The organism is Rhizobium sp. KDH_Rht_773_N, assembly GCF_052946295.1.
This window is the reverse complement of the sequence record NZ_CM129525.1, coordinates 545,972-571,052: the sequence shown is the minus strand read 5'-3', so window position 1 is coordinate 571,052 and position 25,081 is coordinate 545,972. Positions and strand designations below refer to the sequence as shown.

25 protein-coding genes and 1 tRNA gene are annotated in these 25,081 nt (G+C 63.4%); 9 read left to right on the top strand and 17 right to left on the bottom strand.

The genetic code is table 11. The features are described 5' to 3' along the window. Positions 1–154: 154 nt before the first annotated feature. The 4 genes from ACU8HS_RS02965 to ACU8HS_RS02950 form a co-directional block, all read right to left on the bottom strand. Complete coding sequence (locus tag ACU8HS_RS02965; protein ID WP_112567277.1) at positions 155–1,267, bottom strand: pyridoxal phosphate-dependent aminotransferase; 1,113 nt, start codon at positions 1,265–1,267, stop codon at positions 155–157. Between the two features lie 94 nt (positions 1,268–1,361). Further along, positions 1,362–1,760: a PilZ domain-containing protein gene (locus ACU8HS_RS02960; RefSeq protein ID WP_112567274.1), complete on the bottom strand. Its 399-nt coding sequence runs from the start codon at positions 1,758–1,760 to the stop codon at positions 1,362–1,364. A 165-nt stretch (positions 1,761–1,925) separates the two neighbouring features. Beyond that, positions 1,926–2,327, bottom strand: a complete 402-nt coding sequence (locus ACU8HS_RS02955) for a DUF2177 family protein (RefSeq protein WP_447015371.1) — start codon at positions 2,325–2,327, stop codon at positions 1,926–1,928. 227 nt (positions 2,328–2,554) lie between these two features. Continuing rightward, entirely contained in the window at positions 2,555–2,893 is a 339-nt protein-coding gene (locus ACU8HS_RS02950) for a hypothetical protein (RefSeq protein WP_112567374.1), read from the bottom strand. 353 nt (positions 2,894–3,246) lie between these two features. Here ACU8HS_RS02950 and ACU8HS_RS02945 point away from each other — a divergent pair, with 353 nt between their 5' ends. Further along, positions 3,247–3,696 carry a glyoxalase superfamily protein gene (locus tag ACU8HS_RS02945; RefSeq protein WP_112567269.1) on the top strand — a complete coding sequence of 150 codons (450 nt, stop codon included), beginning with the start codon at positions 3,247–3,249 and terminating at the stop codon, positions 3,694–3,696. 36 nt (positions 3,697–3,732) lie between these two features. Next, the gene (locus ACU8HS_RS02940; protein ID WP_447015370.1) at positions 3,733–5,100 is read left to right on the top strand and encodes an MATE family efflux transporter; all 1,368 of its coding nucleotides are present in this window, start codon (positions 3,733–3,735) and stop codon (positions 5,098–5,100) included. A 422-nt stretch (positions 5,101–5,522) separates the two neighbouring features. Here ACU8HS_RS02940 and iolB read toward each other — a convergent pair whose 3' ends face one another. From iolB to ACU8HS_RS02915, 5 genes are all read right to left on the bottom strand, one after another. Next, the gene (iolB, locus tag ACU8HS_RS02935; protein WP_447015369.1) at positions 5,523–6,320 is read right to left on the bottom strand and encodes a 5-deoxy-glucuronate isomerase; all 798 of its coding nucleotides are present in this window, start codon (positions 6,318–6,320) and stop codon (positions 5,523–5,525) included. A gap of 112 nt (positions 6,321–6,432) precedes the next feature. Beyond that, the gene (gene iolE, locus ACU8HS_RS02930; RefSeq protein WP_112567262.1) at positions 6,433–7,350 is read right to left on the bottom strand and encodes a myo-inosose-2 dehydratase; all 918 of its coding nucleotides are present in this window, start codon (positions 7,348–7,350) and stop codon (positions 6,433–6,435) included. 66 nt (positions 7,351–7,416) lie between these two features. After that, positions 7,417–9,267 (bottom strand): 3D-(3,5/4)-trihydroxycyclohexane-1,2-dione acylhydrolase (decyclizing), encoded by a 1,851-nt coding sequence (gene iolD / locus ACU8HS_RS02925; RefSeq protein WP_447015368.1) that lies wholly within the window; start codon positions 9,265–9,267, stop codon positions 7,417–7,419. Between the two features lie 193 nt (positions 9,268–9,460). Further along, positions 9,461–11,395, bottom strand: a complete 1,935-nt coding sequence (locus ACU8HS_RS02920) for a bifunctional 5-dehydro-2-deoxygluconokinase/5-dehydro-2-deoxyphosphogluconate aldolase (RefSeq protein ID WP_447015875.1) — start codon at positions 11,393–11,395, stop codon at positions 9,461–9,463. A 93-nt stretch (positions 11,396–11,488) separates the two neighbouring features. After that, a complete protein-coding gene (locus tag ACU8HS_RS02915) occupies positions 11,489–12,361 on the bottom strand; it encodes a MurR/RpiR family transcriptional regulator (RefSeq protein WP_112567255.1) in 873 nt (290 codons plus the stop codon). A 207-nt stretch (positions 12,362–12,568) separates the two neighbouring features. Between ACU8HS_RS02915 and ACU8HS_RS02910 the strand changes: the two genes are divergently transcribed. From ACU8HS_RS02910 to ACU8HS_RS02900, 3 genes are all read left to right on the top strand, one after another. Then, entirely contained in the window at positions 12,569–13,684 is a 1,116-nt protein-coding gene (locus tag ACU8HS_RS02910; protein WP_447015367.1) for a Gfo/Idh/MocA family protein, read from the top strand. Positions 13,685–13,770: 86 nt separating this feature from the next. After that, on the top strand, positions 13,771–14,988 hold the full coding sequence (locus tag ACU8HS_RS02905; RefSeq protein ID WP_447015366.1) for an NAD(P)/FAD-dependent oxidoreductase: 1,218 nt from the start codon (positions 13,771–13,773) through the stop codon (positions 14,986–14,988). A 140-nt stretch (positions 14,989–15,128) separates the two neighbouring features. After that, a tRNA-Ser gene (locus tag ACU8HS_RS02900) sits at positions 15,129–15,219 on the top strand. A 126-nt stretch (positions 15,220–15,345) separates the two neighbouring features. On the opposite strand, the gene ACU8HS_RS02895 is transcribed toward ACU8HS_RS02900, so the two are convergent. The 5 genes from ACU8HS_RS02895 to ACU8HS_RS02875 all read right to left on the bottom strand — a co-directional run bounded on the left by ACU8HS_RS02895 (position 15,346) and on the right by ACU8HS_RS02875 (position 17,012). After that, positions 15,346–15,528 (bottom strand): hypothetical protein, encoded by a 183-nt coding sequence (locus tag ACU8HS_RS02895; protein WP_112567246.1) that lies wholly within the window; start codon positions 15,526–15,528, stop codon positions 15,346–15,348. A gap of 137 nt (positions 15,529–15,665) precedes the next feature. Further along, positions 15,666–16,097, bottom strand: coding sequence for a CopD family protein (locus tag ACU8HS_RS02890; RefSeq protein ID WP_447015365.1), 432 nt, complete (start codon positions 16,095–16,097; stop codon positions 15,666–15,668). 11 nt (positions 16,098–16,108) lie between these two features. Further along, a complete protein-coding gene (locus ACU8HS_RS02885; protein ID WP_447015364.1) occupies positions 16,109–16,441 on the bottom strand; it encodes a DUF3817 domain-containing protein in 333 nt (110 codons plus the stop codon). Then, positions 16,441–16,704, bottom strand: coding sequence for a hypothetical protein (locus tag ACU8HS_RS02880; protein WP_447015363.1), 264 nt, complete (start codon positions 16,702–16,704; stop codon positions 16,441–16,443). The genes ACU8HS_RS02885 and ACU8HS_RS02880 overlap by 1 nt, the downstream gene beginning before the upstream one ends. 11 nt (positions 16,705–16,715) lie before the next feature. Then, complete coding sequence (locus tag ACU8HS_RS02875) at positions 16,716–17,012, bottom strand: ArsR/SmtB family transcription factor (protein WP_377314637.1); 297 nt, start codon at positions 17,010–17,012, stop codon at positions 16,716–16,718. 662 nt (positions 17,013–17,674) lie between these two features. On the opposite strand from ACU8HS_RS02875, the gene ACU8HS_RS02870 reads away from it, so the two are divergent. After that, the gene (locus ACU8HS_RS02870; protein ID WP_112754340.1) at positions 17,675–18,718 is read left to right on the top strand and encodes a porin; all 1,044 of its coding nucleotides are present in this window, start codon (positions 17,675–17,677) and stop codon (positions 18,716–18,718) included. 125 nt (positions 18,719–18,843) lie between these two features. On the opposite strand, the gene ACU8HS_RS02865 is transcribed toward ACU8HS_RS02870, so the two are convergent. Next, on the bottom strand, positions 18,844–19,737 hold the full coding sequence (locus ACU8HS_RS02865) for an alpha/beta fold hydrolase (RefSeq protein WP_447015362.1): 894 nt from the start codon (positions 19,735–19,737) through the stop codon (positions 18,844–18,846). A 63-nt stretch (positions 19,738–19,800) separates the two neighbouring features. After that, a complete protein-coding gene (locus ACU8HS_RS02860) occupies positions 19,801–21,879 on the bottom strand; it encodes a lytic transglycosylase domain-containing protein (RefSeq protein WP_112565740.1) in 2,079 nt (692 codons plus the stop codon). Positions 21,880–22,095: 216 nt separating this feature from the next. Between ACU8HS_RS02860 and dapA the strand changes: the two genes are divergently transcribed. Both dapA and smpB read left to right on the top strand, forming a co-directional pair. Then, a complete protein-coding gene (gene dapA, locus ACU8HS_RS02855; RefSeq protein WP_112754346.1) occupies positions 22,096–22,980 on the top strand; it encodes a 4-hydroxy-tetrahydrodipicolinate synthase in 885 nt (294 codons plus the stop codon). A gap of 204 nt (positions 22,981–23,184) precedes the next feature. Further along, positions 23,185–23,664 (top strand): SsrA-binding protein SmpB, encoded by a 480-nt coding sequence (gene smpB / locus ACU8HS_RS02850; protein ID WP_112565745.1) that lies wholly within the window; start codon positions 23,185–23,187, stop codon positions 23,662–23,664. A 33-nt stretch (positions 23,665–23,697) separates the two neighbouring features. On the opposite strand, the gene ACU8HS_RS02845 is transcribed toward smpB, so the two are convergent. After that, positions 23,698–24,279: a LabA-like NYN domain-containing protein gene (locus ACU8HS_RS02845; protein ID WP_112565748.1), complete on the bottom strand. Its 582-nt coding sequence runs from the start codon at positions 24,277–24,279 to the stop codon at positions 23,698–23,700. A gap of 297 nt (positions 24,280–24,576) precedes the next feature. Between ACU8HS_RS02845 and rpoZ the strand changes: the two genes are divergently transcribed. After that, positions 24,577–24,981 (top strand): DNA-directed RNA polymerase subunit omega, encoded by a 405-nt coding sequence (rpoZ, locus tag ACU8HS_RS02840; protein ID WP_112565751.1) that lies wholly within the window; start codon positions 24,577–24,579, stop codon positions 24,979–24,981. Positions 24,982–25,081 lie beyond the last annotated feature (100 nt).

Below are 25,081 nucleotides of genomic sequence, written 5' to 3'. Positions count from 1 at the left end.
GCGATCCGCAGGATCGCGACGCCTCTTGAGAACCGTCTCCAACGGGACGATTGACCGATAACAACCTCAAAAGAGGGGAGCTGGCGGGGCGCTTTGGACGGGGCCGACGCCGGGAGAACGAAACCGCGACCGGCGCCCTCCCGCCGGCCGCGGTTTACCCGATTTTCTTCAGAACCTGCGGCAGCGCTTCCTCCAGCCGCGCCATGTCGGCTTCCGGCCCGACGCTGATGCGGATGCAGCGGTTGAGCGGGGCCACCCCCGGCATGCGGATGAAGACGCCGTGTTCCATCAGCCCGTCGACGATGGCGCGCGCATGGGTGCCGTCGCGCCCGGCATCGACCGCCACGAAATTGGTGGCGGAGGCGAGCGGCTGCAGGCCGTTGGCCCTGGCAATGCCGGCAATCCTGTCGCGCGCGGCGTGGATTTTGCCGATCACTTCGGAAAGATAGGCCTGGTCCTTCAGCGCCGCGAGCGCAGCGGCCGTCGCCAGCCGGTTCATGCCGAAATGGTTGCGGATCTTGTCGAAGGCCTGCGCCGTGCCTGCCGTCGAGATGGCATAGCCGACGCGGGCGCCGGCAAGCCCGTAGGCCTTGGAGAAGGTGCGGGTGCGCACGATGTTCGGCAGGTCGATCAGCGAGGCGATCGACGGCAGCGCCGAGGCCGGCCCCGTCTCGCTATAGGCCTCGTCGAGGATCATCAGGCAGGTTTCCGGCAGGGCGCGCGCGAAGGCGACGATCCTGTCCGCATCCCACCAGCTGCCCATCGGATTGTCGGGATTGGCGAAATAGACGAGCGGCGCGTTCTCGCGCCTGACGGCATCGAGCAGCGCGTCGAGATCCTCCCGGTCGCCGGCATAGGGAACCGTCACCAGCCGGCCGCCGAAACCGTTCACATGGAAATTGAAGGTCGGATAGGCGCCGAAGGACGTGACCACGGCGCCGCCGGGCTCGATCACCAGCCGCACGATCTGCCCGAGCAGCTCGTCGATGCCGCCGCCGATGGCGATATTGGCCGGCGTCACGCCAAGATGGGCGGCAAGCGCCTCGCGCAGGGCAAAATTTTCCGGGTCGTTGTATTTCCAGATGTCGCCCGCCTGCTCGCGCATGGCGGCGATGACCGAAGGAGCCGGGCCGAAGCCGTTTTCATTGGCGCCGATGCGCGCTTCGACCTTCAGGCCGCGCTGGCGCTCGATGGCCTCGGGGCCGACGAAGGGAACGGTGGAGGGCAGGGCGCTGGCAAGCGGCGTGAAGCGCGAGAAGGCAGACATGCGACGGCAATTTCCCGAAACTGTTGAAAAAGCGGCGCAACAATAGGCTCTCGCCTTGCCAAGGCAAGCAAGATTATTTCCCCTTCGGCCCGGTTCAGACGCGGCTGCCGTTGCGGCGCGCGTCGATCGCTTCCGTATTGCCGATCATGAAATCGGCGCGCACAACCTTGCGTAGAACGTCCGGCTCGATCAGGTTGATGAAGCGCACGCCGATGCGTTCGTGGTGGCGGTAGATCTCGGCGCAGCCGATGCGGTAGGCGAGGCCGAGAATGTTCAGGTAATAATGTTTGGGCAGGCCGGCCGTGGTCGATACGACGAAGGTCGCGCCGCCTTGTGAAATGTCGAGGATTTCGGCGCTGCGCATCGAAATCCCGGTCAGACAGGGGCGAACGGCCACGATACGGGCCGGCCGCTTGACGTTGAACTCCTCCCAGCGAATGTCGTAGACAGCCGACTTCACCGTGGCGAGGTGCGTTGCGCGGAGCATTTCCATTGTGCATTCTCCGTCAGACAATTCTAATTTTCGGGCTGTACGGGAAGAGGCTCACACGAATGTTTTTCACATTCGTCAAATATAAAATTACCATTTTAACGAGTTTGAAATTTGTGCGTTAGCGGCACATCTATTGTGCCCTCCTGGGAAAAAACGTCCCGCCGCTCAGGCCAGCAACCGTGCCGCGCCGTAGCCTCCGGCCGCCGAGAGCGCCGTCAGGAAAGTGCCCCAGGCCATGTCCACCAGGCTCATGGCGAGCGGCCAGCTTTTCAGTGTCGACAGGTTGGTGATGTCGTAGGTGCCGTAGGCCGCCAGTCCCAAAACGGCACCGTGAAGAAGCGCCGTGCCGGCCGAGCCGCCGGAAAGCCCCGGCAGGACCGCGAGCATGACGACGGCGGCCGCGAAGAACAGGTAGAAGAGCGCAGCAATGCCGAGATTGGGCGCGGGCAGCATCAGCGCCCCCAGCTGGTCGCGATAGAAGCTGCGCGCGACGATGCCGAGCCATAGCGCATCGACGACGGCAAGGGTGAGAAGGCAACCGGCATAGGCGGCGAGCACTGTCTTCATCGTCTTTCATCTCCCGTTCCGCCTTCTACGCGGCGGCCCGCCGTTCGGATCGCCGTTGATTCTCCTTGTGCGGAATTTTCCCGAACCCCTTCATTTGCCGGGTGTTTCTTCCCGGCGGCGGGCTGCCGCCGATGAAAGCGGGGACATGAGATGACAGGCGTCGAACTTCCCTGGGAAACCGGGCTCGTCCTGGGCGACGGGTCTTGCGGCCCGCATTTTTGCGGCTGTCAGAGGCTGCTTTCGAAGCTCAGCCGCAGGACGTGATGCAGGAATTCCGGGTTCAGCAGCATGTTGAAGCTGATGGTGACGAACTCGCCCTCGCGCTTGACCACGGTCGCGCCGATCTCGTCGCGGATGCCGAGGATTTCGAGGAAGAAATGCTGCGGCATGTCCAGGCTGGGGCTGACTTCCAGGAGCGCGCCGGCAAGCGTGATGGTGCGGATCAGGCAGCGCACCTGCGTGCCCGTGCTGAGGTGGTGGCCGACGAAGATGATGTTGCCCGGCCGGTCGAGATTGAATTCCCTGTAAGCCTGTTCGGGCTTGGGATGTTCTGTGTCGAGGTGCATCTGAAAGGCCATGTGAGCCTCCGCTTGTTGTATGCTCGGACTTTAACGCATGAATACTTACATCTGCTGAACGCCATCCGTAAAATTGAAAGCTTGTGCAAAATCGAACGGCATAACGCTTTTATCGCGGGCAATACTGTTCAGAATCTGCCCAATTTTTCACCATACCTGTGCCGCCATTGACTTGGCGTCTGTCGTCGCGCATAGAGAAGCCGGTTCGAGGCGCCGGCCGCTCGCGGATGAAGATCCATGGTGAAGCCCTCGCGATCATGGTCACAGCCCCGTGCATGCTGACTGACGGCAATGCGAGCCCCCCTGACAGTCGAATGGCATGCCTTTGAAAGGCTGAACCCATGACTCGTACCACCATGACCTATCCGCCGGTCGACGAACTGAAGGCCCAGGCAAGGCGCCTGCGCCAGGCCATGACCGAGCGCGGCAGCGAGATCACCCATGCCGCCGCCCTCGAACTGGTCGCCCGCCAGCACGGCGCCCGCGACTGGAACACGCTTTCCGCCCTTGCCGCGAGGCCGAACGACAAACCGTCGTCGCCGCTCTTCGTCGGCGCCCATATCAGCGGCCGCTACCTGAACCAGCCGTTCACCGGCAAGGTTCTGGCGCTTTCGGCCGTTGCCGGCAGCGAATTCTACAGGATCACCATCCATTTCGACGAACCCGTCGATGTCGTGACCTTCGAAAGCTTTTCGGCCTTCCGCCAGCGCATCCACGCCCAGATCGACGAGAACGGCGTCTCGCCGCGCAGGACCTCCAACGGCCTGCCGCACCTCGTTCTCGATATCTGACCGCCTGCCGCTGCCCGCAACACCCGGAATCCCCCCATGACCTCACCTCCAGAAGCCAATGCCTTCCTGACCGGCCCGCTGCCTTCGGTCTTTGCCCGCACGGCTATGCCGGTCATCCTCATCACCACGGTCAACGGCCTGTTTGCCGTGGTGGACGCCTGTTTCCTCGGCGCCTATGTGGGCGCCGGCGCGCTTTCGGCCGTCACGCTCATCTTTCCCGGCCTGATGATGCTCGTTGCCCTGCAGTCGCTCGTCTCGAACGGCATGGCGAGCATTCTCGCCCGCGCGCTCGGCGGCGGCGATCGCGCTGCCGCCCGCCGCACCTTCGCGGCCGCCCATGCGCTGGCGATTGCCGTCGTGCTTGTCGTCAACGCGATCTACTGGACCGTCGGCTGGCGCATCGTCGACAATGCGGCGGCAGGCGATCTCGCCGTTGCCGAAAACGCCCGTACCTTCATGGGCATCGTGGTGGGGGCCGCGCCCGTCGCCTTTTTCCTGTCGCTCAATATCGACGCGCTGCGCAGCGAAGGCCGGATCGGCGTCATGACCGTGGTGATGCTGGCTGCGACGGCACTCAACATCGCCGCCAACTGGTTCTTCATGGCGATCCTGCAATGGGGCGTGGCCGGCTCGGCGCTGGGCTCCGTGCTGGCGCAGGCGATCTGCCTGCTTGCCGTCCTGGCCTTCCGCTGGCGCAAGGAAGACGCGCTGCGCCCGGCTGCCCGCTTTCCGCTTGCGCAATGGCGGCCGATCCTCGCCCTCGGCGCGCCGATGAGCCTCGGTTTCATCGGCATCTCGCTCTGCTCGGCCGCCGTCATCTTCAACCTGTCGCTCTGGGGCGAGGGGGATTACGTCGCGACCGTCGGCGCCTACGGCATCATCACCCGCGTCATGACCGTCGCCTATCTGCCGCTGCTCGGCCTCAACATCGCCTTCCAGACGATCTGCGGCAACAATTACGGTGCCGGGCTTGCCGGGCGTGTCGGCCGCAGCCTGCAGATCGCGCTCGTTGCAGCGCTCGTCTATTGCACCGGCGTCGAGATTGCGGTGGAACTGCTGGCAGGCCGCCTCGGCCATCTCTTCGTCGCCGACCCCGTCGTCATCGCCGAGGTCTCGCGCATCCTGCCCTGGACGGTCGGCGCCTATTTCCTGTTCGGCCAGACGGTGGTGCTGTCAGGCTATTTCCAGGCGATCGGCGATGCCAGGCGTGCTGCGGTCTTCGGCCTGTCGCGCGCCTATCTCTTCACGCTGCCGCTGACCTTCCTGCTGCCGCACGCTTTCGGCGAGATGGGTATCTGGATGGTGCCGGTCTTTGCCGAAGCCTGCATGTTCCTGCTGGCCCTTGCCGTGCTTGCGCGAAACGCGAAACGGCTCGGCTGGCGCTACGGGCTGCTGCCCGCGTGAAACGAGAAAGGGAAAGGCCGCGCTCTGCCGGCGCGGCCTCGCCTTCAATGCTTGGCGGCGGGAGCCGATGCCCTCGCAGCCTCCGCCTCCCCAAGCGCCCGCGCGCATTCCTCTCAGCAGACCTCGACGGTCTTGCCGCCAAGCTTGACGCTGATCGCGTCCGCCCCGAGTCCGCAGTCGCAGCATGTGGTCTTCTTCATCCTGTCATCCCCCGGTTTGCACCCCGTCCGGGGCAGGATGATAAGACCACCGCTCACCCTTGCGCGCTGTCGAATTCTTTAGAGCCTTTCCCGGTGAGATTGAAGCATTCTGCCGGAGCAGGTTTGTGTCAGGGCAAAGTCGCGCGCTAATGGAAACAGGCGATTAAATACTTTCGTCAGTCTCACGAGGTCTCATGATATCCGGAATTGTCCGCAGCTGACCTAAGCCTTCAGCAGCCACTCGTGCTCGGGCGCATTGTGGAATTTCCAGATGCGCTTCGGCCCGGCCATGACATTGAGATAATAAAGATCGTAGCCATGCGTCGCCGCGCAGGGGTGGTAGCCTTTCGGCACCAGCGTCACGTCGCCGTCTTCCACCACCATCGCCTCGTCGAGCGAGCGGTCGTCGGTATAGACGCGCTGGAAGCCGAAGCCCTGCGGCGGGTTGAGGCGGTGGTAATAGGTCTCCTCCAGCATGCTTTCATGCGGAAGATTGTCCTGGTCGTGCTTGTGCGGCGGATAGGAAGACGTATGCCCGCCGGGCGTGATGACCTCGACGACGAGCAGCGAATGCGCCGAACTGTCGTCCTCCGGCATGATATTGTTGACATAGCGCACGTTGGTGCCCTTGCCGCGCGTCAGCGACGGATGCGTGCCGGGCGGAATGGCCTTGGCCTCGTAGGTGCCGCCGCCGGGGGCCGAGCAGACGGCAAGCTCGAGATCGGTCTCGGCCGTGACCGACCACGTTGATTCCATCGGGATATAAAGCGCGTGCGGCGCCCCGTCGAAGGGGCTCATGCGCTCGCCGAGCGTGCCGAAATCCCTCGTGCCGGCCGAAGCCTTGCCCTTGCCGCTCACCCAGACGAGGCAGATCTCGCGCTCGCCGGTTTCCCCCGAAGCCGTCTCGCCGGGCTTCAGGCGGTAGAGGTCGAAGCCGACATAGGTCCAGCCGGCGCTTTCCGGCGTCACATGCGTGACGCGGCCGGTCTTGCCGGAGGGTTTTACCTTGAGGTTTGGCATTGGTGTTTCTCCTCCTGAATTGGTGCGAGCCGCCTCCTTCTCCCCGTCGGGGAGAAGGTGCCCGAAGGGCGGATGAGGGGGCTTCTTGCTCCAGCGATTCCTGTTGGCAGGTTTACCCCTTCGGGAAACCTTCGGTCTCCACCGTATAACCGGCCGCCGTCATCACGCGCATCAATTCCGCATGGCCGATCTCGGCCATCTTCTGCGGCGGCGCCTTGCGCGGGTCCTGCTCGGCCTCGACGACGAACCAGCCTTCATAACCGTAATCGGCAAAGCGCTGGACGATGGCGCCGAAATCGAGCGAGCCGTCGCCCGGCACGGTAAAGGCGCCGAGCGCCACCGCGTCGAGGAAGGATTGTTTGCTGCGGTCGAGCCCGTCGACCACGGCCTTGCGGATATCCTTCACGTGCACATGGTTGATGCGGGCGTGGTGCTTGTCGATGGCGCGCAGCACGTCGCCGCCGGCAAAGGCCAGGTGCCCGGCATCGAGCAGCAGCGGAATGCCGGCGCCCGAATTCTTCATGAAGGCATCGAGTTCCGGCTCGGTCTCGACGACGGCCGCCATATGGTGGTGATAGGAGAGCGGCATGCCCTGATCGGCGCACCATTCGCCGAATTCGGTGACGCGGCGCGCATAGGCCTTCATCTCGTCGTCGGCCAGCCGCGGCTTGGTCGCAAGCGGCTTCGAGCGGTCGCCCTGGATCGAGCGGCCGACTTCGCCATAGACGATGCAGGGCGCGTTGACCGCCTTGAACAGCTCGATCATCGGCGCGATGCGGTCCTTGTTGGCGGCAAGCTCCTCGTTGACCAGCGTGCCGGAAAACCAGCCGCCGCAGAGCGTCACGTCGGCGGCGCGCAGGATCGGCAGCATTTCCTCGGGGTTGCTCGGGAAGCGGCGGCCCTGTTCCATGCCGGTGAAGCCGGCGCTGCGGGACTGGCGCAGGCATTCTTCCAGCGAAACGTCGTCGCTGAGTTCAGGAAGGTCGTCGTTCCACCAGGCGATGGGCGACATGCCGAGTTTGGCCTTCATCGATAGTCTCCTCAAATAAAGTGCGCAGGAGCGCTGCCGCTCCTGCGGAAAATGACAGCAAACGGATCAGCCGACGCGCTGGGCGGCGCGCGCCTTGACATAGGCCTCGTGCGCCCTGTTGACCTCGCCGCGCGGGCTGACTTCCGGCACCGCGACATCCCACCAGTGGCCGCCGGCATCCGTGGTGATGAGCGGATCGGTATCGATCACGAAGACCGAGGTGCGGTCGTTCTTTCTGGAATCGGCAATCGCCTGTTCCAGTTCCGCAATCGAGGAAACCTTCACCGCGATCGCCCCCATCGCTTCCGCATGCGCCCGGAAATCGATCTCCGGCATGACCTCGTGATAGGCGTCCTTCAGGAGATTGTTGAAGTTGGCGCCGCCGGTTGCCATCTGCAGGCGGTTGATGCAGCCGTAGCCGCGGTTGTCGAGCAGCACGATGTTGAGCTTGAGGCCGAGCATGACCGAGGTGGCAAGCTCGGAATTCAGCATCATGTAGGAACCGTCGCCGACCATGACGACGACCTCCTTGTCCGGATGCGCCATCTTGGCGCCGAGGCCGCCGGCGATCTCGTAGCCCATGCAGGAGAAGCCGTATTCCATATGGTAGCTGCCGGGAACGGTGGCCGGCCACAGCTTGTGCAGTTCGCCGGGCAGGCCGCCGGCCGCACAAAGCAGCGTGGTCTTCTCGCCGCCGATCGAGCGGGCGACCGCGCCGATGACCTGCGCGTCGGAGGGCAGGGCGGCATTGGTCGTGCCCATCGCCTTGGCGGCGGCCTCCATCCAGACGGCCTTTTCCTTCCTTGCCCTTTCGGCAAGCGCTGCCGGCGCCTTCCAGCCGGAGAGCCCGGCCGAGAGCGCCTTCAGCCCTTCGCGCGCGTCGGCCACCAGCGGATGGCTGTCATGTTTGAGCGCGTCATAGGCGGCGATGTTGAGGCTGAGCAGCTTGAAGCCTTCGTTCTTGAAGAGCGCCCAGGAGCCGGTGGTGAAATCCTGGCAGCGTGTGCCGACGGCAATCACCAGATCGGTTTCCTCGGCGATCGCATTGGCCGCCGACGTGCCGGTCACGCCGACCGAGCCGAGCGCCAGCGCATGGCGCTCGTCGATTGCCGACTTGCCGGCCTGGGTGACGACGACGGGCACGCCGTGCGCTTCGGCGAAAGCCGCAAGCTCCCTGGTCGCCTGCGAATAGAGCACGCCGCCGCCGGCAACGATGACCGGCTTCTGCGACGCCTTGATCAGCGCAATCGCATTGGCAAGCTCGTCGGCATCCGGCTGCGGACGGCGCACCGTCCAGACCTTTTCTTCGAACAGGCTCTCCGGATAGTCGAAGGCTTCCGCCTGGACGTCCTGGCAGAGCGACAGCGTCACCGGGCCGCAATCGAGCGGGTCGGTCAGCACCTGCATGGCGCGCTTCAAGGCCGTGATGATCTGCTCCGGCCGCGTGATGCGGTCGAAATAGCGCGAGACCGGTCGGAAGGCGTCGTTGGCCGAGACCGTGCCGTCGCCGAAATCCTCGATCTGCTGCAGCACCGGATCGGGCGCGCGATTGGCGAAGACGTCGCCGGGCAGGAAGAGCACGGGAATGCGGTTGACATGCGCGACACCGGCCGCCGTCACCATGTTCAGCGCGCCGGGGCCGATCGAGGTCGTGCAGGCCATGAAGCGCTGGCGGAAGCTCGCCTTGGCATAGGCGATGGCCGCATGCGCCATGCCCTGTTCGTTATGGGCGCGATAGGTCGGCAGTTCGTGGCGCACCTGATAGAGCGCTTCGCCCATGCCGGCCACGTTGCCATGGCCGAAGATCGCCCAGACGCCGCCGAAGATCGGCACTTTCCTGCCGTCGACGATCGTCATCTGCTTTTTGAGGAAATGCGCGACGGCCTGCGCCATCGTCAAACGGATTGTCTTGCCCATCGGGTCCTCCCGAACCTTCGCTCTATCTGTTTTCCCGCCCAACCCTTCCCCGCGAGGGGGAGGGGCTAACCCGCCGCCTCTCCGCACTTCATGACACCCTCGCATCCGCAAGAACGCTTGCTTGTGACATGAGGCGCCGCCTCAGGTTCAGTCCCTCCCCCTTGTGGGGAGGGGTTGGGGAGGGGTTTAATCCTCAGTTAAGCCCGCGCGTTTTCAGCCAGGCCTCCGTCAATTGCTTGAAGCGGCCGGCCATGTCGGCGATCGCTTCCTCGTCGTTGATCCTGCCCGAAAGCCAGCCGCGCGCCGCTTCCGCAAAGATCGTGCGGCCGACCGCAAAACCCTTGACCGAAGGAGCGGCCAGCGTCGCCTCGAAACCCTTCACCAGCTCGTCGGCGGGAGCCTCGAGCCCGAGCAGCACGATCCCGCGGCACCAAGGATCGTTTCTGGCGATCACGGCATCGATTTTCTTCCAGGCGCCGGCGGACGCCTGCGGCTCCAGCTTCCACCAGTCGGGCTTGATGCCGAGCGCGTAGAGTTCCTCGAGCGCCGTCGAGACCGTATCGTCGGTCAGCGGCCCGTTCTTGCTGGAGATGATCTCCACCAATAGCTCGCGGCCGACCTTGCGCGCGGCCTCGAAGAGCGTGCGCAGCTTCTCCTGCTGCTCGCTCTTCAGCGCGGCCGGATCGTCCGGATGGTAGAAGCACAGGCACTTGATGCAATGGCCGAGCGGCCATTCGACCAGCTGCGAGCCGATATCCTGGCTGAATTCGAAACGCAGCGGCTTGGAGCCGGGAAGCTCGACAGGCCGGCCGATCCAGGTGAAATCCTTCTTGGCCGCATCGAAAAAGGCGTCGCGGCCGAAGCGCTCGTCGATCAGCATGCCGTAGCCCCTGCGGCCGTCGGCGACGCGGGCGGCGGCTTCCACCGCCAGCCGCTTGAACGCGACGATCCGCTTGTAGTCGACGCCGAGTTCGTCGCACACGCTTGTCAGCTGCGAACGATGGTCGATGGCAAGCGCCATCAGCAGCGGGATATCGCCCTTGCGGGTCGAGGCCCAGTGGATGTGGTTGATCGCCTCGTCCTTGCGCAGCGCGCGATGTTTGCTGCCGGTTTTCAGGAAGAAGTCGAGCTCCGCCCAGGTCGGATATTCCGGCGAGCAGAGCAGGCGGGAAACGGCAAAGGCGCCGCAGGCATTCGCCCAGGTCGCGCAGGTCTTGAGCGGCTCGCCTTTCAGCCAGCCGCGCAGCAGGCCGGACATGAAGGCGTCGCCGGCGCCGAGCACGTTGAACACCTCGATCGGGAAACCCTGGCCGACGATCCCGTCTTCGAGATTGTCGCTGATCGGGCCGTCATAGACGATGCAGCCCATCGCCCCGCGCTTCAGGACGATGGTCGCGGGCGACAGGCGGCGGATCTCCTTCAGCGCGCCGAGAACGTCGTCGGCGCCCGACGCAATCAGGATTTCCTCTTCCGTGCCGACGATGAGGTCGCAATCGGGAAGCGTCTCCTTCATCTTCGAGGAAACCCGGTCGGACTTCACGTAGCGCTCGAAACCCTCGGCATGGCCGGCAAGGCCCCACAGGTTCGGCCGGTAGTCGATGTCGAAGATCACCTTGCGGCCGTTGGCCTTGGCAAGCCGGATCGCCTTGCGCTGGGCGGCCTCCGTGTTCGGGCGGGAGAAATGCGTGCCTGAAACCAGCACAGCGCGCGAGGAGCGGATGAAATCCTCGTCGATATCGCCTTCGTCGAGCGCCATGTCGGCGCAGTCGGACCGGTAGAAGATCATCGGCGAGACGCCTTCGGCCTCGACCGCCAGCAGCACCAGCGCCGTCAGCCGCTCCCTGTCGGTCTTGATGCCCTTCGTCTCCACGCCTTCGCGCGCCGACTGCTCGATGATGAAGCGGCCCATCTGCTCGTCGCCGACGCGGGTAATCAGCGCCGATTTCAGCCCGAGCCGCGCCGTGCCGATGGCGATATTGGCCGGGCAGCCGCCGACGGACTTGGCGAACGAACCGATATCTTCCAGCCGCGAACCGATCTGCTGGCCGTAGAGATCGACGGAAGAGCGGCCAATGGTGATCACGTCGAGCGTCGGCTCCGGCTGTTCGCCCGGATTCGATTGTACCATCATGTCCTCCCGCTAGATTTTTACGCGGCCTGGACCGTCCGCGAATTTTGAATAATGAAACATCGGTTCCGTCTCTTTGTCAATTCGGAATGTTTATTCCATTTTGGTCTTTACGGGTTTTGAATGCTGCAATTTGCGCCGCCGCTCGGCAATGGCAACCGGCAGCGCCATGGTCAGCGCCATGGAGGCCGAGAGCGAGCGGAAGCCGGCGAAATCGGCCTCGGCGATTTCGAACCAGTGCGTGGCGCAGGCCGCCAGCGGCGAAAAGGCCGAATCGGTGATGGCGATGACAGGCACGCCGCGATCGGCCAGTTCCTGGCTCTGGTTGAGGCTGTCGGCCGCATAGGGCGAGAAGCTCGCCGCGATCGCCGCGTCGCGCGGCGTGGCGAACTGCACCATTTCCGGATCGACGCCGTTCGGCGAGGCGACGATCTGGTGGCGGATGTTGAGCTTGGAAAAGGCGTAGGTCATGTGCGCCGTCAGCGGATAGGAGCGCCGCTTGGCAATGAGGTAGATGGTCTCGGCCGCCGCCAGAATATCGACCGCCTTGGCGAAAGTGTCGGTCTGCACGGTGGCCGCAAGCCGGTTCACCGATTGGCTGGCCGCCGAGATGAAGCCGGTCAGAAGCGTCGCATCCTCGTCGTCCCCGCCCGATTGTTCCAGCGTGACGAGGCGTTCCTCGTAGCTCAGCGTCCGGTCGCGCAGCCGCTCGCGGAAAATGCTCTGCAGGTCGGAAAAGCCCTCGTAGCCGAGATGGTGGGCAAGGCGCACCAGCGTCGAGGGCTGCACGTCCGAGGCGGCGGCAATGCTTGCCGTCGTGCCGAAGGCGATCTCGTCGGGATTGGCGAGCGCAAAGGCGGCGACCTGGGCCAGCCGTTTCGGCATGCTTGCTTTCCGTTCGATGATCGTACTGCGCAGGCTTTCGAAATCGCGCGGCACCCGCGCTCTCTGGGGGTCACTATCCATGCTGGCGGCTCAGAAGATGAAACAAATATTCCATAATTCGGAGCATAAACGATTTCCGCGAAGCCGCCTAATTGTTTTTAATAGGCTGAAAATCAAGGGTTTTGGACAGTTTTGCAAGGGGCGGGACGAAATGATGCATCAGGGCCTGCTTGTCAAAATGATCCAAATATTCCAAAAATCCTGCGGATTTGAGGAGGAGACCCTGACATGAAGCCACTCGGCATCGGTTTGATCGGCACCGGCTATATGGGCAAGTGCCATGCGCTGGCATGGAATGCGGTGAAAACGGTGTTCGGCGATGTCGAGCGCCCGCGCCTCGTCCATCTTGCCGAAGCGAATGCCGAACTGGCAAGCGCCCGCGCCGGCGAATTCGGCTTCGAGAAGGCGACGGCCGACTGGCGGGCGCTGATTGCCGATCCGGACGTCGATGTCGTCTCCGTCACCACGCCCAACCAGTTCCACGCCGAAATGGCGATCGCCGCGCTCGAGGCCGGCAAGCATGTCTGGTGCGAAAAGCCGATGGCACCTGCCTATGCCGATGCCGAACGCATGCTGCAGGTGGCAAGGCGATCCGGCAAGGTGGCCGTGCTCGGCTACAATTATATCCAGAACCCCCTCATGCGGCATATCAAGAGGCTGGTCGGCGAGGGCGCGATCGGCACCGTCAACCATATCCGCGTCGAAATGGACGAGGATTTCATGGCCGATCCCGACGCGCTCTTCTATTGGAAGAGCGAGCTTTCGGCCGGCTACGGCGCGCTCGACGATTTCGCCGTCCATCCGCTCTCGCTGCTCTGGTATCTCTTCGGCCATGTCGAAGCCGTCGCCACCGATATGGTCAGGCCCTATGCCGATCGTCCTTTGAAGGAAGGCGGCCGCCGGCCGGTGGAGAATCACGATGCGGCCAACGTGCTGATGCGCCTTGGCGGCGGCATCTCCGCCGTTCTGATGGCCAACCGCGCCGCCTGGGGCCGCAAGGGCCGCATCGCGCTGCAGATCTACGGCTCGAAAGGCTCCATCCTCTACGATCAGGAACGCATGAACGAATTCGAGCTCTATCAGGCCGAAGGGCGCGGCTCCGAACAGGGCTTCCGCAAGATACTGGCAGCCCCCGCCCATCAGCCCTACGATCGCTTCATTCCGGCCCCCGGCCACGGCCTCGGCTTCAATGACTTGAAGATCATCGAATGCCGCGAGCTGATCCGCGCGATTTCGGGAGAGCCGGCGTCTATCGTGACATTCGAAGACGGTCTCAGGATAGAGAAGTCGGTTCATGCCATGGCACAGTCCTTCCACGAGCGCCGCTGGATCGAGATCGGCTGAGGCCGGACCCTCGCTTCCGTTGACGGCGCCTGGGGCAGGGGATAGGCCTTGTCCCTGTTGAAAGGCTGAAATTCGGGAGTGAGATCGTGACGGACAGACTGGTGATCATCGGCGCGGGGCAGGCAGGCTTCGCATTGGCAGCCAAGCTGCGTGCGCTGAAGGATACGCGGCCGATCACGCTGATCGGCGCCGAAGACGTGCTTCCCTACCAGCGCCCGCCGCTGTCGAAGAAATACCTGCTCGGCGAAATGTCCTTCGACCGCCTGCTGTTCCGTCCCGAACATTGGTATCCCGACAATAATGTCGAGATCCGCCTGTCGACCTGGGCCGAGCAGATCCGGCGCGAAACGAAGCAGGTCCTGCTGCAGGACGGCTCCGTGCTCGATTACGGCACGCTGGCAATCGTCACCGGCTCCACGCCCCGGCGCCTGCCGGCGGCCATCGGCGGCGACCTGGAGGGCGTCTATGTCGCCCGCGACAAGCGCGACGCCGATCTTCTGGCCGCGGAAATGCGCCCCGGCCGCCGCGTGCTCATCATCGGCGGCGGTTATATCGGGCTGGAGGCCGCCGCGGTCGCCCGTCATCTCGGCCTCGAAGTGACCGTCATCGAAATGGCCGACCGCATCCTGCAGCGCGTCGCCGCCCCGCAAACCGCAGACATCATGCGCGCCATCCACAGGAGCCATGATGTGACGATTCGCGAAAAGACCGGCCTCAAGCATCTCGTCGGCCGCAACGGCCGGGTGACGGGCGCCGAGCTGTCCGACGGCACCACGATCGAGGTGGATTTCGTCATCGTCGGCATCGGCGTCGTGCCCAACGATCTTCTCGCCAAGGATGCCGGCCTCGACGTCGGCAACGGCATCATCGTCGACGAATTCGCCCGCACGTCCGACCCGTCGATCTTTGCGGCCGGCGATTGCGCGAGCCTGCCCTGGCAGGGCGGCCGCATCCGGCTCGAATCCGTGCAGAACGCCGTCGATCAGGCCGATGCCGCGGCCGCCGTCATCGCCGGCGGCAGCGAACCCTATGACCCAAAGCCCTGGTTCTGGTCGGATCAGTACGACGTGAAGCTGCAGATCGCCGGCTTCAACATGGGCTATGACGATACGCTGCTGCGCCCCGGCGCCCGCGAAGGCGCAAGCTCGGTCTGGTATTTCCGCGAGGGCCGGCTGATCGCCGTCGATGCCATCAACGATGCCAAGGCCTATGTGACGGGCAAGAAGATGCTGGAATCAGGCATCAATCCCGACCGCGCGATCCTTGCCGATCCCGCCGCCGATCTGAAGCAATTGCTGGGCTAAGGCCGAGCCGGCCCGGCCGGGCCGGCAGGCGCTTTCCCTCCGGCACGGCCGCGCGGCATCTGCGCTCCATGGAAAGGACATGTGAAAACTTCAAAAAAAGCTTGATTGCATGGGCGAATACCCATATCAGGGCTCCCACCGGAGAGGTGGCCGAGTGGTCGAAGGCGCTCCCCTGCTAAGGGAGTATACGTCAAAAGCGTATCGTGGGTTCGAATCCCATCTTCTCCGCCATTTCCCAAGTGCTCGACCCGGCGACTGCCGGAAAATAAAACCCCGCTCCGATCAATGCCGGCATCGTCTTCATCGACTTGAACGGCAAGGCCCCGGCATCCGCCTTCGCGATCCGGCTTGACCGCCTCAATAGCTGCAGGAAAGCGCGTTGGTCGGCCTGAAGCCGTCGGCGCACGCGGGATTGACGGAGTCCCCGGGCTGGTATTGAAAGTCGGGGCTATTGGCAGGCCGCTGCGTCGTGCAGGCCGAAACCAGCGTGGCCAGGCCGATCAGCATGCCGCCGATCAAGATAATCCGAAATCTGCTCATCGTGGCCCTCCCATGGCGCGGCGCCTGATGGCAACATGTCGCTGTAGCGGGCGCAGGCAAGAGCCATGCCGCACGCTTGGCCGCCCCGCTTGCCCGGCAACCGCGCCGCAATTGCCTGACTATCGGTAAAAACAGTTCTAGAACGGCTTGGTGACGGCGATCGCGACGATGACGAATGTCGCGATCACGACCGCCGCGCCGGCGTGGCGCAGAAGGGCCGGGGGAGCAGGCTCTTGGCTGTGCGCGAGCCTGCGCAGCCTGCCGGACAGGACGCCGTGAAGCGCCGAGAGCAGCAGCACCAGCGTGAGCTTTGCCAGCAGCCACATCTGCGGGAACCAGCCGCCCGTCAACGCGAGCGTCAGCCCGAGAATCCAGACGAACAGCATCGCCGGCGACGTCACGCGCCGGTCCCAGCGGCGCACGCGCTCCAGCAAGGCGGACCGGATCGCGATCTCCTGCTGGCCCCGGGCCTCAGTCACGGCCGCAATGCTCACGGCCGCGACCAGCATGCCGCCGATCCATGTGACGACGGCGGCAATGTGCAGGGCTTTGAGCCAGAGATAGTCCATCGCCTGCGCCCTCAGTCCGAAGCGGCAAGGGCCGACTGGCGCCGCGCCAGTGCCCGCTCGTTGAGGAAGGCCCCGAAGGGGATGAAGGCCGCAAGCACCATCCGGGCCGTTTCGCCGCGCGACCATCCGCCCATCGATACGGTCTGGATGAGCATCCAGACATAGAGAACGAAAGCGATGCCGTGGACCGGGCCGACAAGGCGGGTTGCGACCGGGTAGCCGGCAAGGTGCTTGAGAGGAACGGCCACGCCGACGAGCAGGAGAAGCGTCGTCCCCTCCAGCAGCGACACGGCGCGCATCCTGCGCAATTGCGACAGTTCCTCGGTTCGGGCGGCCGAGAGCATCACTCGACCTCCTTGAGGACCTTTTCGACCCGCTCGAGGCGGCCCTGGATGTCGGCAATGCTGCCGCACAGGGCCGCCAGCGCGGCGGCACTCTCCTCCTGGGACTTCACGGCGCGCGCAGCAAGATCGCGATAGGCGTCCTCGCCTGCGATCCGCAGGCGCGCCGTGCGCGCGCCTGTGACATATTTCATTGCGAAGATCAGCAGGATCACGGCGAGCACGAGGACCGTGACGAGGAAGAATATGCTGGTGCGATCGGCCATGGGAGATCCTTTCAAGGTTCCGAGGTCTTGGAGGAGGGGCTCAGCGAGCGCGCCGCATCCGCAATGGCAGCCGGATTGAGCGCGACATCGAATGCCGCTGTCTGGAAAAAGTTGAGTGCCTTCCCGTCGCTGGAAAGCTCGAGCTGGCTGGTCACGAGGCCGGCCTCCTCAAGCTTGCGCAGATGAAGGTGGAGGAGCGGCCGGCTGATGCCGATCTCGCGGGCAAGCTGGCTGACATAGGTGCGGCCGTTCGCATGGAGCGCTGCCATGATCCGCAGGCGGTGCGGGTTGGCGAGCGCGGCCAGCATCTCCAGCAACCGGTCTCCCTGGCTCCTCAATTGGCCCTCTCTTAAGAATTTATAACACCTGTAAGATTTTTATAACAGGTGAGGAATGCGGCGTCAATCGCCGCCCGCAAGGCAATGCCCCGGTCCGCTCGGCCGGCCGGCTGGAGGCGAAGCGCGGATCGCGCGTTAATCCGCGCAACGGCTGCGGACGCCGGAATCGGCCCTTTCGCGCGCCGAATCGCCTGCGGGAATCAACGGTTCCGACCCGCGTGAAAACTGAAATCGGTTTCGGCTCGAAGGACGAGCAGGCTCGCCCGAGTGGTTGCCGATCGTGCCGAACAGCAAGAATCAGGCGCAAAAGTGGTGCCGATTTGGCACAGCGGCACGCGCCGCCCCTTCGCAAAACCCAATAAATAGCGGGAAAATAAGCGCTTTCTTAATGAAGCCTAAACAAACGGCGGCCCCGTTGCCCAATTTGTGGCCTTTCAGCAACAGGGTTTCGGTAAGGCTTTCGTAAACCCCGCCTGAACACAAGTTGGTGATTGCGTGACAGCCGCCGTCTTGTATTTTCAGCCTCGGAAGCAAGGGCCTGACCGCCCGACTTCTAAAGCACCGGGGGTAAGGCAGGGAAACGTCGCAAGACGTGATCTTACCTCCGATCGAAACTTGAATTGGAGGTCATTATGAACATCAAGAGCCTTCTTCTCGGCTCTGCTGCCGCTTTGGCAGTAGTTTCCGGCGCTCAGGCTGCTGACGCTATCGTTGCAGCCGAGCCGGAACCGGTTGAATACGTTCGCGTCTGCGACGCTTACGGCACCGGCTACTTCTACATCCCGGGCACCGAAACCTGCCTGAAGATCAACGGCTACATCCGTTTCCAGGTTGACGCTGGCCCGAGCGCAAGCTCGATCGGCGCTTCCGGCGGCGGCTTTGTTGAAAACGACTCGAGCTGGGACGCTCGTACGCGTGGTCAGGTTCAGTTCACCGCCAAGAGCGACACCGAATACGGCCCGCTCACCGGCGTGATCGTTATCCAGGCTAATGCCGACAACGCAACGAACCAGCAGACCAAGCTCGACTCGGCTTACCTCGACATCGCTGGCTTCCGCGCTGGTCTGTTCTACTCCTGGTGGGACGATGGTCTCTCCGGCGAAACGGACGACATCGGCTCCCCGGTTACCCTGCATAACTCCATCCGTTATCAGTACGAAACCGGCGACTTCTACGCTGGCATCAGCGTTGACGAACTGGAAGACAGCCCGTTCTACGACGGCGAAACCCCGAACAACTGGGGCGTAGCAGTTGGTCTCGGCGGTAAGGCTGGTGCCTTCACCTACCAGATCACCGCTGGTTACGACACCGACAACGAAGAAGGCGCTGTCCGCGCTATGGGTACCGTTGCTGTTGGCCCGGGCACGCTCGGCCTCGCAGCTGTCTACTCGTCCAACCCGAACGCCTACTACAACAAGTCTGAGTGGGCTATCGCTGCCGAATACGCCATCAAGGCTACCGACAAGCTGAAGATCACTCCGGCTGCTCAGTACTACGGCAACTACGGCATCACCGGTGACGAGTTCAACGATGACAACGATGCCTGGAAGGTTGGTCTGACGGTTGATTACCAGATCGTCGACAACTTCTCTGCCAAGGCAACCGTCAACTACCTCGATCCGGATGAAGGCGACGACGTCACGACGGGCTTCTTCCGTCTGCAGCGCGCATTCTAATCTGATCTGACTTCGGTCATTCAGGAGAGCCCGGCTTTCGAGCCGGGCTTTTTCGTTTGTGCCGATGGCCGGGGCTTTTCGGCAGTCTGGAAGGGGCGAATTCCGCGGCGAACCCTTCGCCCGGCTCAGTCGAGCCTGCTTACGAAGGCATGAATCGCCTCCGGAATGTCTGCAAGATGCAGAAGCGGCGCGTGCCCCTGGCCCTTCGCGGTGATCTGCATCATTGCCGGATGCCGCCTTTTCATCTCGGCCGCCGTCTGCTGCGACAGAAGGTTGGAATTCTCGCCCCTGATAACCAGCAGCGGCACGGAGCCCAGCTTTTCGAATTGCGGCCAGAGGTCGGGGAGGGGATTGCCGAAATCGATCGATTTCAGCTGCTCGGCAATGGCGCTGTCGTAATCGGCGACGGGCATGCCCGCCTCATCCCGATAGATGGCCCGCGCCATGCCCTCCCAGTCGGCGGGCGCGAGTGCGGGAAAGGCAGCGCCGTGATTCTCCTTGAGCATATCGACGGCCTCGCTCCAGCTTTGCGGTTGGCGGCCGCGGTTGAGATAGTCCCTGATCGCCATCAGCCCGGCCGGCTCGATGACCGGGCCGATATCGTTGAAGATGAGGCCTGCGAGCAGGTCCGGCTTTATCGCCGCCATGAGATGCAGGATGAGCCCGCCGCGCGAGGTTCCGATGAAGATGGCGCGGGCGATGCCGAGAGCGGCGCAGGCGGCAATCACGTCGCCGCATTCGACGGCGGGATTGTAGTTCGCCTTGTTGTCGTCCCGGTCGGAGCGGCCGCGTCCGCGATAATCGAGCGCAATGACGCGCCGCGGCAAGGCTGTGTGTCGCGACAGGAGCAATGCGAGTTCGTGGAAATCGCGGGCATTGCGCGTCAGGCCCGGCAGGCAGACGACCGGCAGCCTGCCGGGGCCGGCATCCGCCGGCCGGTAGTCGCGCGCGTAAAGCCTCAGCCCGTCGGCCGATCTGTGGAATGTTTCGGTAAAACCGCCTGCGACCACGTCACCCATGATATCTCCGTTCCGTCTATCGGAACGAGATGTAACGCGCTTTCGGCCAATCCGCCAATCGGCTCAGGTCGCGCTGCGGCCGCCGACGAGGTCGCGCTCGATATCGGGCGTCTGCCCGAGGCGGGCCTTGTAGACCTCGTAATTCTCCATCACCCGCTGCACGTAGTTGCGCGTTTCGGGGAAGGGGATGCGCTCGATCCAGTCGACGATCTCGTCGACGGGTTTGCCGCGCGGATCGCCGTAACGGCCGATCCATTCCGGCACGCGCTTCGGCCCGGCATTATAGGCGATGAAGGTGAGGATATAGGAGCCGCCGAAGGCTTGGATCTGTTCGCCGAGATAATGCGCGCCGAGCGTCGCGTTGTAGCCGGCATCGGCCGTCAGCTTGTCCTTGGAATAGGTGATGTTGTGCCGCTTGGCGACGGCCTGCGCCGTGCCCGGCAGGAGCTGCAGCAGGCCGCGGGCGTTGGCGGCCGAAACGGCGGCTGGATTGAAGGCGCTTTCCTGGCGGGCGATCGCATAGGCGAGCGCCTTGCCGGAGCCGGAAATATTGGCGTTGGCCGGAATGACGCCGACCGGGAAGGCAAGGGCTGCGACATCGATGCCGCGCCCATAGGCGATCTTGCCGATCTGCAGCGAAAGATGATGGTCGCCCGCCTGCTCGGCCTTGGCCGTCAGGATCGCCAGTTCGCCGGGGCTCTGAAGCTGGTCGGCAAGCGCCAGATAGAGGGCGGCCGCCCGCCAGCCGTGGCCTGCCGCCTCCAGCCGTGCGATCGCCTGCACGGCTTCGCGCTGCTGAAGATTCTGCCGGTCGCGGGCCGTCGGCGACGGATAGGTGACGTCAAGCGTCTTTCGCCCGAGCCTTTCGGCTGCAAGCTGCCCGTAGAAGGTGCCCGGAAAATTCGCGGCCTTGGCGAAGAATTCGCTGGCTTTGCCCGGCCCGCCGGCTTCCGCCGAGCGCCCGAGCCAGTACCAGGCGCGGGAGACCGAAAGCGGGCCGTTCGAAACCTGCAGGATCTTGCGGAAATGCGTCTCGGCCGTCGTCGGGTCCTGCAGACCGCGCAGCGCATACCAGCCGGCATGGAACTGCGCCTCGACGATATCCGTCGGCACCGTGGCGACCGAGGCGGCGACGATCTGGTAGGCCGCCTTGAACTGCCCCTGGTCGACGAGGCCGCGGCTGACGATCCGCTGCTCGTTCCACCATTCGCCCGAATTCATCAGCTCCGTCCGGTCGCGCGGGATCTGCTGCAGCAGCTTGGCGGCTTCGAGATATTTGTCCTGCCTGCGCAGATATTCGATGCGCGCGAAGAGATAGCCCGGATCGCTGCGCCATTTCGCGTCGACCGCGTTCAGCAGCGCGCCGGCATTGCCCGCCTTGGCGTCGACGGCAGCCCAGGCCTTGTAGAGCGACTGCGCCTGGCCCATGTCGCCGAAGCGCTTGGCCTGTGCCACGCGGCCGCGATACATCAGGTAATCCATGCGCGTCTTGTGGTCGGCGGCGGTCAGCAGGCCGGAAAATTCGCCCAGGATCTTGTCTTCGGTGGCCTTGTCGAGCGCCTGTCCGCGCCAGACCTTGCCGATATATTTCGCCGCCTGCGCCGGCTTGCCGGTCGCCACGAGCGCGCGCGACAGGATGATCGCGCCCTGCCAGGTCTCCGGCGCGGTATCGCCGAAGGCGTTCAGCACGGCGGCGGGCGCGGGGTTCTCGTCCAGGAGCGCGCGCTCGGAATTGCCGCGCAGACGTTCCAGGCCCGGCCAGCCCGCAAGCTCGTCCGAAGCACTGGCGATCTCGTAGGAGGGCACGCCCCTCAGGCCCGATGTCGCGATGGCCCAGGTCAGGATATGGCGATCGAGCGTTCCCGCCGCCATCGTGTTGCGAATGGCGAGCGCCTGTTGCGGGTCCTTGGCCGAAAGCGCGTCGAGCCCGGCCTTCAGGTCGCTGTTGACGGGGGCGATGGCGCCGTTGCGCGGAATGGAGCCGGTGGTGATCGCCTCGGGGAAGGATGCGGTTTCCGGCACGAAACCGAGCGGCTTGACGGCAGGCACGGGGGCGCTTTCGCCGGGAAGCTGCGATGCAGCGCTGCCCCAGGCCGCGGCCACCAGGCCGCAGACGGACAGGATCAGAACGGCTCTCTTCATCCGGATCACTCGCAACGAAAACATGCCCCTCCATTTGGCTGGAGGCATCTTAACGAAAGCTTACCGCATTGGGTAAAATTCATTCACATTTGCTATCGGAATTTGCCCTAAACCGATCCATGCGCGCTTGTCGCGGCCTTTTTGCCGCTCTATGGTGCGCAACTCTTATTCATGGAATGCGGCTGAAGCAAGGATATCGGCCGTGAGGAGCTTTGCATGTTCAATGGGTCCATCCCCGCGCTCGTAACCCCCTTCACCGCTGCCGGCCTGGTCGACGAAGACAGCTTCGCCGCTCATGTCGCCTGGCAGATCGAAGAGGGCAGCAGCGGCCTCGTTCCGGTCGGCACGACCGGCGAGTCGCCGACGCTGTCGCATGCCGAGCACAAACGGGTGGTGGAACTCTGCATCGAGGTCGCGGCCAGGCGCGTGCCCGTCATGGCGGGCGCCGGCTCCAACAACACGCGCGAAGCGATCGAGCTTGCCCAGCATGCGCAGAAGGTCGGCGCCGATGCCGTGCTCGTCGTCACGCCCTATTACAACAAGCCGACGCAGAAGGGGCTGATTGCGCATTATTCGGCGATTGCCGAAGCCGTCGACCTGCCGATCTATATCTACAACATCCCCGGCCGTTCGGTCATCGACATGACGCCGGAGACGATGGGTGCGCTTGCCAAGGCCCACAAGAACATTGTCGGCGTCAAGGATGCGACCGGCAAGATCGAGCGCGTCTCCGAGCAGCGCATCACCTGCGGCAAGGATTTCCGCCAGCTCTCAGGTGAAGATGCGACGGCGCTCGGCTTCAACGCCCATGGCGGCATCGGCTGCATTTCCGTCACGGCCAATATCGCGCCGCGCCTCTGTGCCGAATTCCAGGCCGCGACGATTGCCGGCAACTATGCCAAGGCGCTGGAGCTGCAGGACCGGCTGATGCCGCTGCACAAGGCCGTCTTCATGGAACCCGGCGTCTGCGGCGCAAAATACGGCCTGTCGAAGCTTGGCCGCATGAGCCGCACCGTCCGCTCGCCGCTCATGTCCTCGCTGGAGCCCTCGACGGAAGCGGCAATCGACGCCGCCATGCGTCACGCGGGCTTGCTCAACTGAGGTTGAAAATCGGCCCATCTTCACAAGATCGGGCCGTTCTCTTACATAAAGCAATTCCAGCAAAAGTGGGAACCGGTTTTGCGTCCGGAATTGCGCAGGGAACAATAGGCTAGAGCATTGAAGGCGCTCCGCTTTCGCCGGAAATGCTCTGGATCACAGGAAATGAGGGCGCGGCATTCGCGCCCCGCGAATGGAATTATCGCCATGGCCCCCAAAGGCAGCCAGCGTATCGTGAAGAAGGTCGTTGCGGAAAACCGCAAGGCCCGCTTCAACTACGAGATCATCGATACTTATGAGGCCGGCCTGGTGCTGAAGGGCACCGAGGTCAAGTCGCTGCGCGAAGGCAAGGCCAATATCGCCGAATCCTATGCCTCGGACGAGGATGGCGAGATCTGGCTGATCAATTCCTATCTGCCGGAATATCTGCAGGCGAACCGCTTCAACCACGAGCCGCGCCGCCGCCGCAAGCTTCTCCTGTCCGGACGCGAGATCAACCGTCTGCGGGCGGGCATCAACCGCGAAGGCATGACGCTGATCCCGATGAAGATCTACTTCAACGATCGCGGCCGCGCCAAACTTGAGCTCGCTCTGGCAAAGGGCAAGAAGCTGCATGACAAGCGCGAATCCGAGAAGGAGCGCGATTGGAACAGGCAGAAGAACCGCCTTCTGAAGGATAACGGCTGACGCTGCCCGCCGTGTCAGGCGATCCGCAAGGGCTCAGTCCTCGAAATCGCTGGCCGGCGCCACTTCGGCAGGCCGGGGCGGACGTTCGGAGGGATCGCGGCCGATCTCGGCCTTCAGCGACAGGAGATCGATGAAGTGATCGGCCTGCCGGCGCAGGTCGTCGGCGATCATCGGCGGCTGGGTCGACATGGTCGAAATGACCGAAACCTTGCGTCCCTTGCGTTGCAGCGCTTCGACCAGGGTGGTGAAATCGCCGTCGCCGGAGAAGATGACGAGATGGTCGACCGTTTCGGACTGTTCCATGGCGTCGATCGCAAGCTCGATATCCATGTTGCCCTTGATCTTGCGGCGCCCCATGGAGTCGGTAAATTCCTTGGCGGGCTTGGTCACGACCTTGTAGCCGTTATAATCCAGCCAGTCGATGAGCGGACGGATGGAGGAATATTCCTGGTCTTCGATTAGCGCGGTATAGTAGTAAGCGCGCAGCAGATATCCGCGTTTCTGAAACGCTTTCAAGAGCTTGCGGTAATCGATATCAAAGCCGAGACTCTTGGATGCAGCGTAGAGGTTGGCGCCGTCTATGAATAGTGCAATTTTTTCGCGTGGGTCAAACATCGCTTACCAATCCAAAGAGAGTAATCGAAATCCATAAGCCACTTAGCCCAATAAAAACAGCGGCTTGTGAATGTGGCGTCGAGCTGTTCCGTACTTTATGAATTATTCATATATGAAAGATTTAGGGCACGATTCGTGATATTCCAAGCAACCTTCGGTGGAAATGTCATATTGTGCATGGAAATTTAGACTGGTCGCGGATAAAGGCGAGGGGACCCTAATGAAAAACTTGAATTTGCCCGGTTTTAATTGTATCGGGCATCCTAATCCCGAAAAGACGACCGCAAAGGACAGGCAATGGCCCGTGTCACAGTAGAAGATTGCATTGACAAGGTAGAGAACCGCTTCGAGCTGGTTCTGCTCGCCAGCCATCGCGCCCGGCTGATTTCCCAGGGTGCGTCGATCACCATCGATCGCGACAACGACAAGAACCCGGTCGTGGCTCTGCGCGAAATCGCCGACGAGACCCTGTCGCCCGACGACCTGAAGGAAGACCTGATCCACTCGCTGCAGAAGCATGTGGAAGTGGACGAGCCCGAGCCCGATCCGGCAAGCCTGATCGCCGCCGGTGCAGCTGCTGCCGCCGACAGCGAAGAACAGGACGACCTGCCGGAAACGATCACCTTCGACCAGATGTCGGAAGAAGAGCTTCTGGCCGGTATCGAAGGCCTCGTCCCGCCGGAAAAGAGCGACGATTACTAAGCGCGTCCCCGGCCTTCGAGCGGCCGGGACATCCCGCGCGGCAAAAGATCGACGATTACCAATCATCAATCTTGCGCCTGTAATTCTTAGGCATAATATT

Coding starts and splice junctions, on each gene's coding strand:
- ACU8HS_RS02885 (WP_447015364.1), bottom strand. CDS start 16,441: ATGCTCTCGGCCGCCCGAACCGAGGAACTGTCGCAATTGCGCAGGATG.
- ACU8HS_RS02965 (WP_112567277.1), bottom strand. CDS start 1,267: ATGTCTGCCTTCTCGCGCTTCACGCCGCTTGCCAGCGCCCTGCCCTCC.
- smpB (WP_112565745.1), top strand. CDS start 23,185: ATGGCCCCCAAAGGCAGCCAGCGTATCGTGAAGAAGGTCGTTGCGGAA.
- ACU8HS_RS02940 (WP_447015370.1), top strand. CDS start 3,733: ATGACCTCACCTCCAGAAGCCAATGCCTTCCTGACCGGCCCGCTGCCT.
- ACU8HS_RS02890 (WP_447015365.1), bottom strand. CDS start 16,097: ATGGACTATCTCTGGCTCAAAGCCCTGCACATTGCCGCCGTCGTCACA.
- ACU8HS_RS02865 (WP_447015362.1), bottom strand. CDS start 19,737: ATGGGTGACGTGGTCGCAGGCGGTTTTACCGAAACATTCCACAGATCG.
- ACU8HS_RS02875 (WP_377314637.1), bottom strand. CDS start 17,012: ATGCTGGCCGCGCTCGCCAACCCGCACCGCCTGCGGATCATGGCAGCG.
- ACU8HS_RS02950 (WP_112567374.1), bottom strand. CDS start 2,893: ATGCACCTCGACACAGAACATCCCAAGCCCGAACAGGCTTACAGGGAA.
- iolB (WP_447015369.1), bottom strand. CDS start 6,320: ATGCCAAACCTCAAGGTAAAACCCTCCGGCAAGACCGGCCGCGTCACG.
- ACU8HS_RS02915 (WP_112567255.1), bottom strand. CDS start 12,361: ATGGATAGTGACCCCCAGAGAGCGCGGGTGCCGCGCGATTTCGAAAGC.
- ACU8HS_RS02910 (WP_447015367.1), top strand. CDS start 12,569: ATGAAGCCACTCGGCATCGGTTTGATCGGCACCGGCTATATGGGCAAG.
- ACU8HS_RS02895 (WP_112567246.1), bottom strand. CDS start 15,528: ATGAGCAGATTTCGGATTATCTTGATCGGCGGCATGCTGATCGGCCTG.
- ACU8HS_RS02870 (WP_112754340.1), top strand. CDS start 17,675: ATGAACATCAAGAGCCTTCTTCTCGGCTCTGCTGCCGCTTTGGCAGTA.
- ACU8HS_RS02920 (WP_447015875.1), bottom strand. CDS start 11,395: ATGGTACAATCGAATCCGGGCGAACAGCCGGAGCCGACGCTCGACGTG.
- ACU8HS_RS02945 (WP_112567269.1), top strand. CDS start 3,247: ATGACTCGTACCACCATGACCTATCCGCCGGTCGACGAACTGAAGGCC.
- ACU8HS_RS02960 (WP_112567274.1), bottom strand. CDS start 1,760: ATGGAAATGCTCCGCGCAACGCACCTCGCCACGGTGAAGTCGGCTGTC.
- ACU8HS_RS02860 (WP_112565740.1), bottom strand. CDS start 21,879: ATGAAGAGAGCCGTTCTGATCCTGTCCGTCTGCGGCCTGGTGGCCGCG.
- ACU8HS_RS02880 (WP_447015363.1), bottom strand. CDS start 16,704: ATGGCCGATCGCACCAGCATATTCTTCCTCGTCACGGTCCTCGTGCTC.
- ACU8HS_RS02955 (WP_447015371.1), bottom strand. CDS start 2,327: ATGAAGACAGTGCTCGCCGCCTATGCCGGTTGCCTTCTCACCCTTGCC.
- rpoZ (WP_112565751.1), top strand. CDS start 24,577: ATGGCCCGTGTCACAGTAGAAGATTGCATTGACAAGGTAGAGAACCGC.
- ACU8HS_RS02845 (WP_112565748.1), bottom strand. CDS start 24,279: ATGTTTGACCCACGCGAAAAAATTGCACTATTCATAGACGGCGCCAAC.
- iolE (WP_112567262.1), bottom strand. CDS start 7,350: ATGAAGGCCAAACTCGGCATGTCGCCCATCGCCTGGTGGAACGACGAC.
- dapA (WP_112754346.1), top strand. CDS start 22,096: ATGTTCAATGGGTCCATCCCCGCGCTCGTAACCCCCTTCACCGCTGCC.
- iolD (WP_447015368.1), bottom strand. CDS start 9,267: ATGGGCAAGACAATCCGTTTGACGATGGCGCAGGCCGTCGCGCATTTC.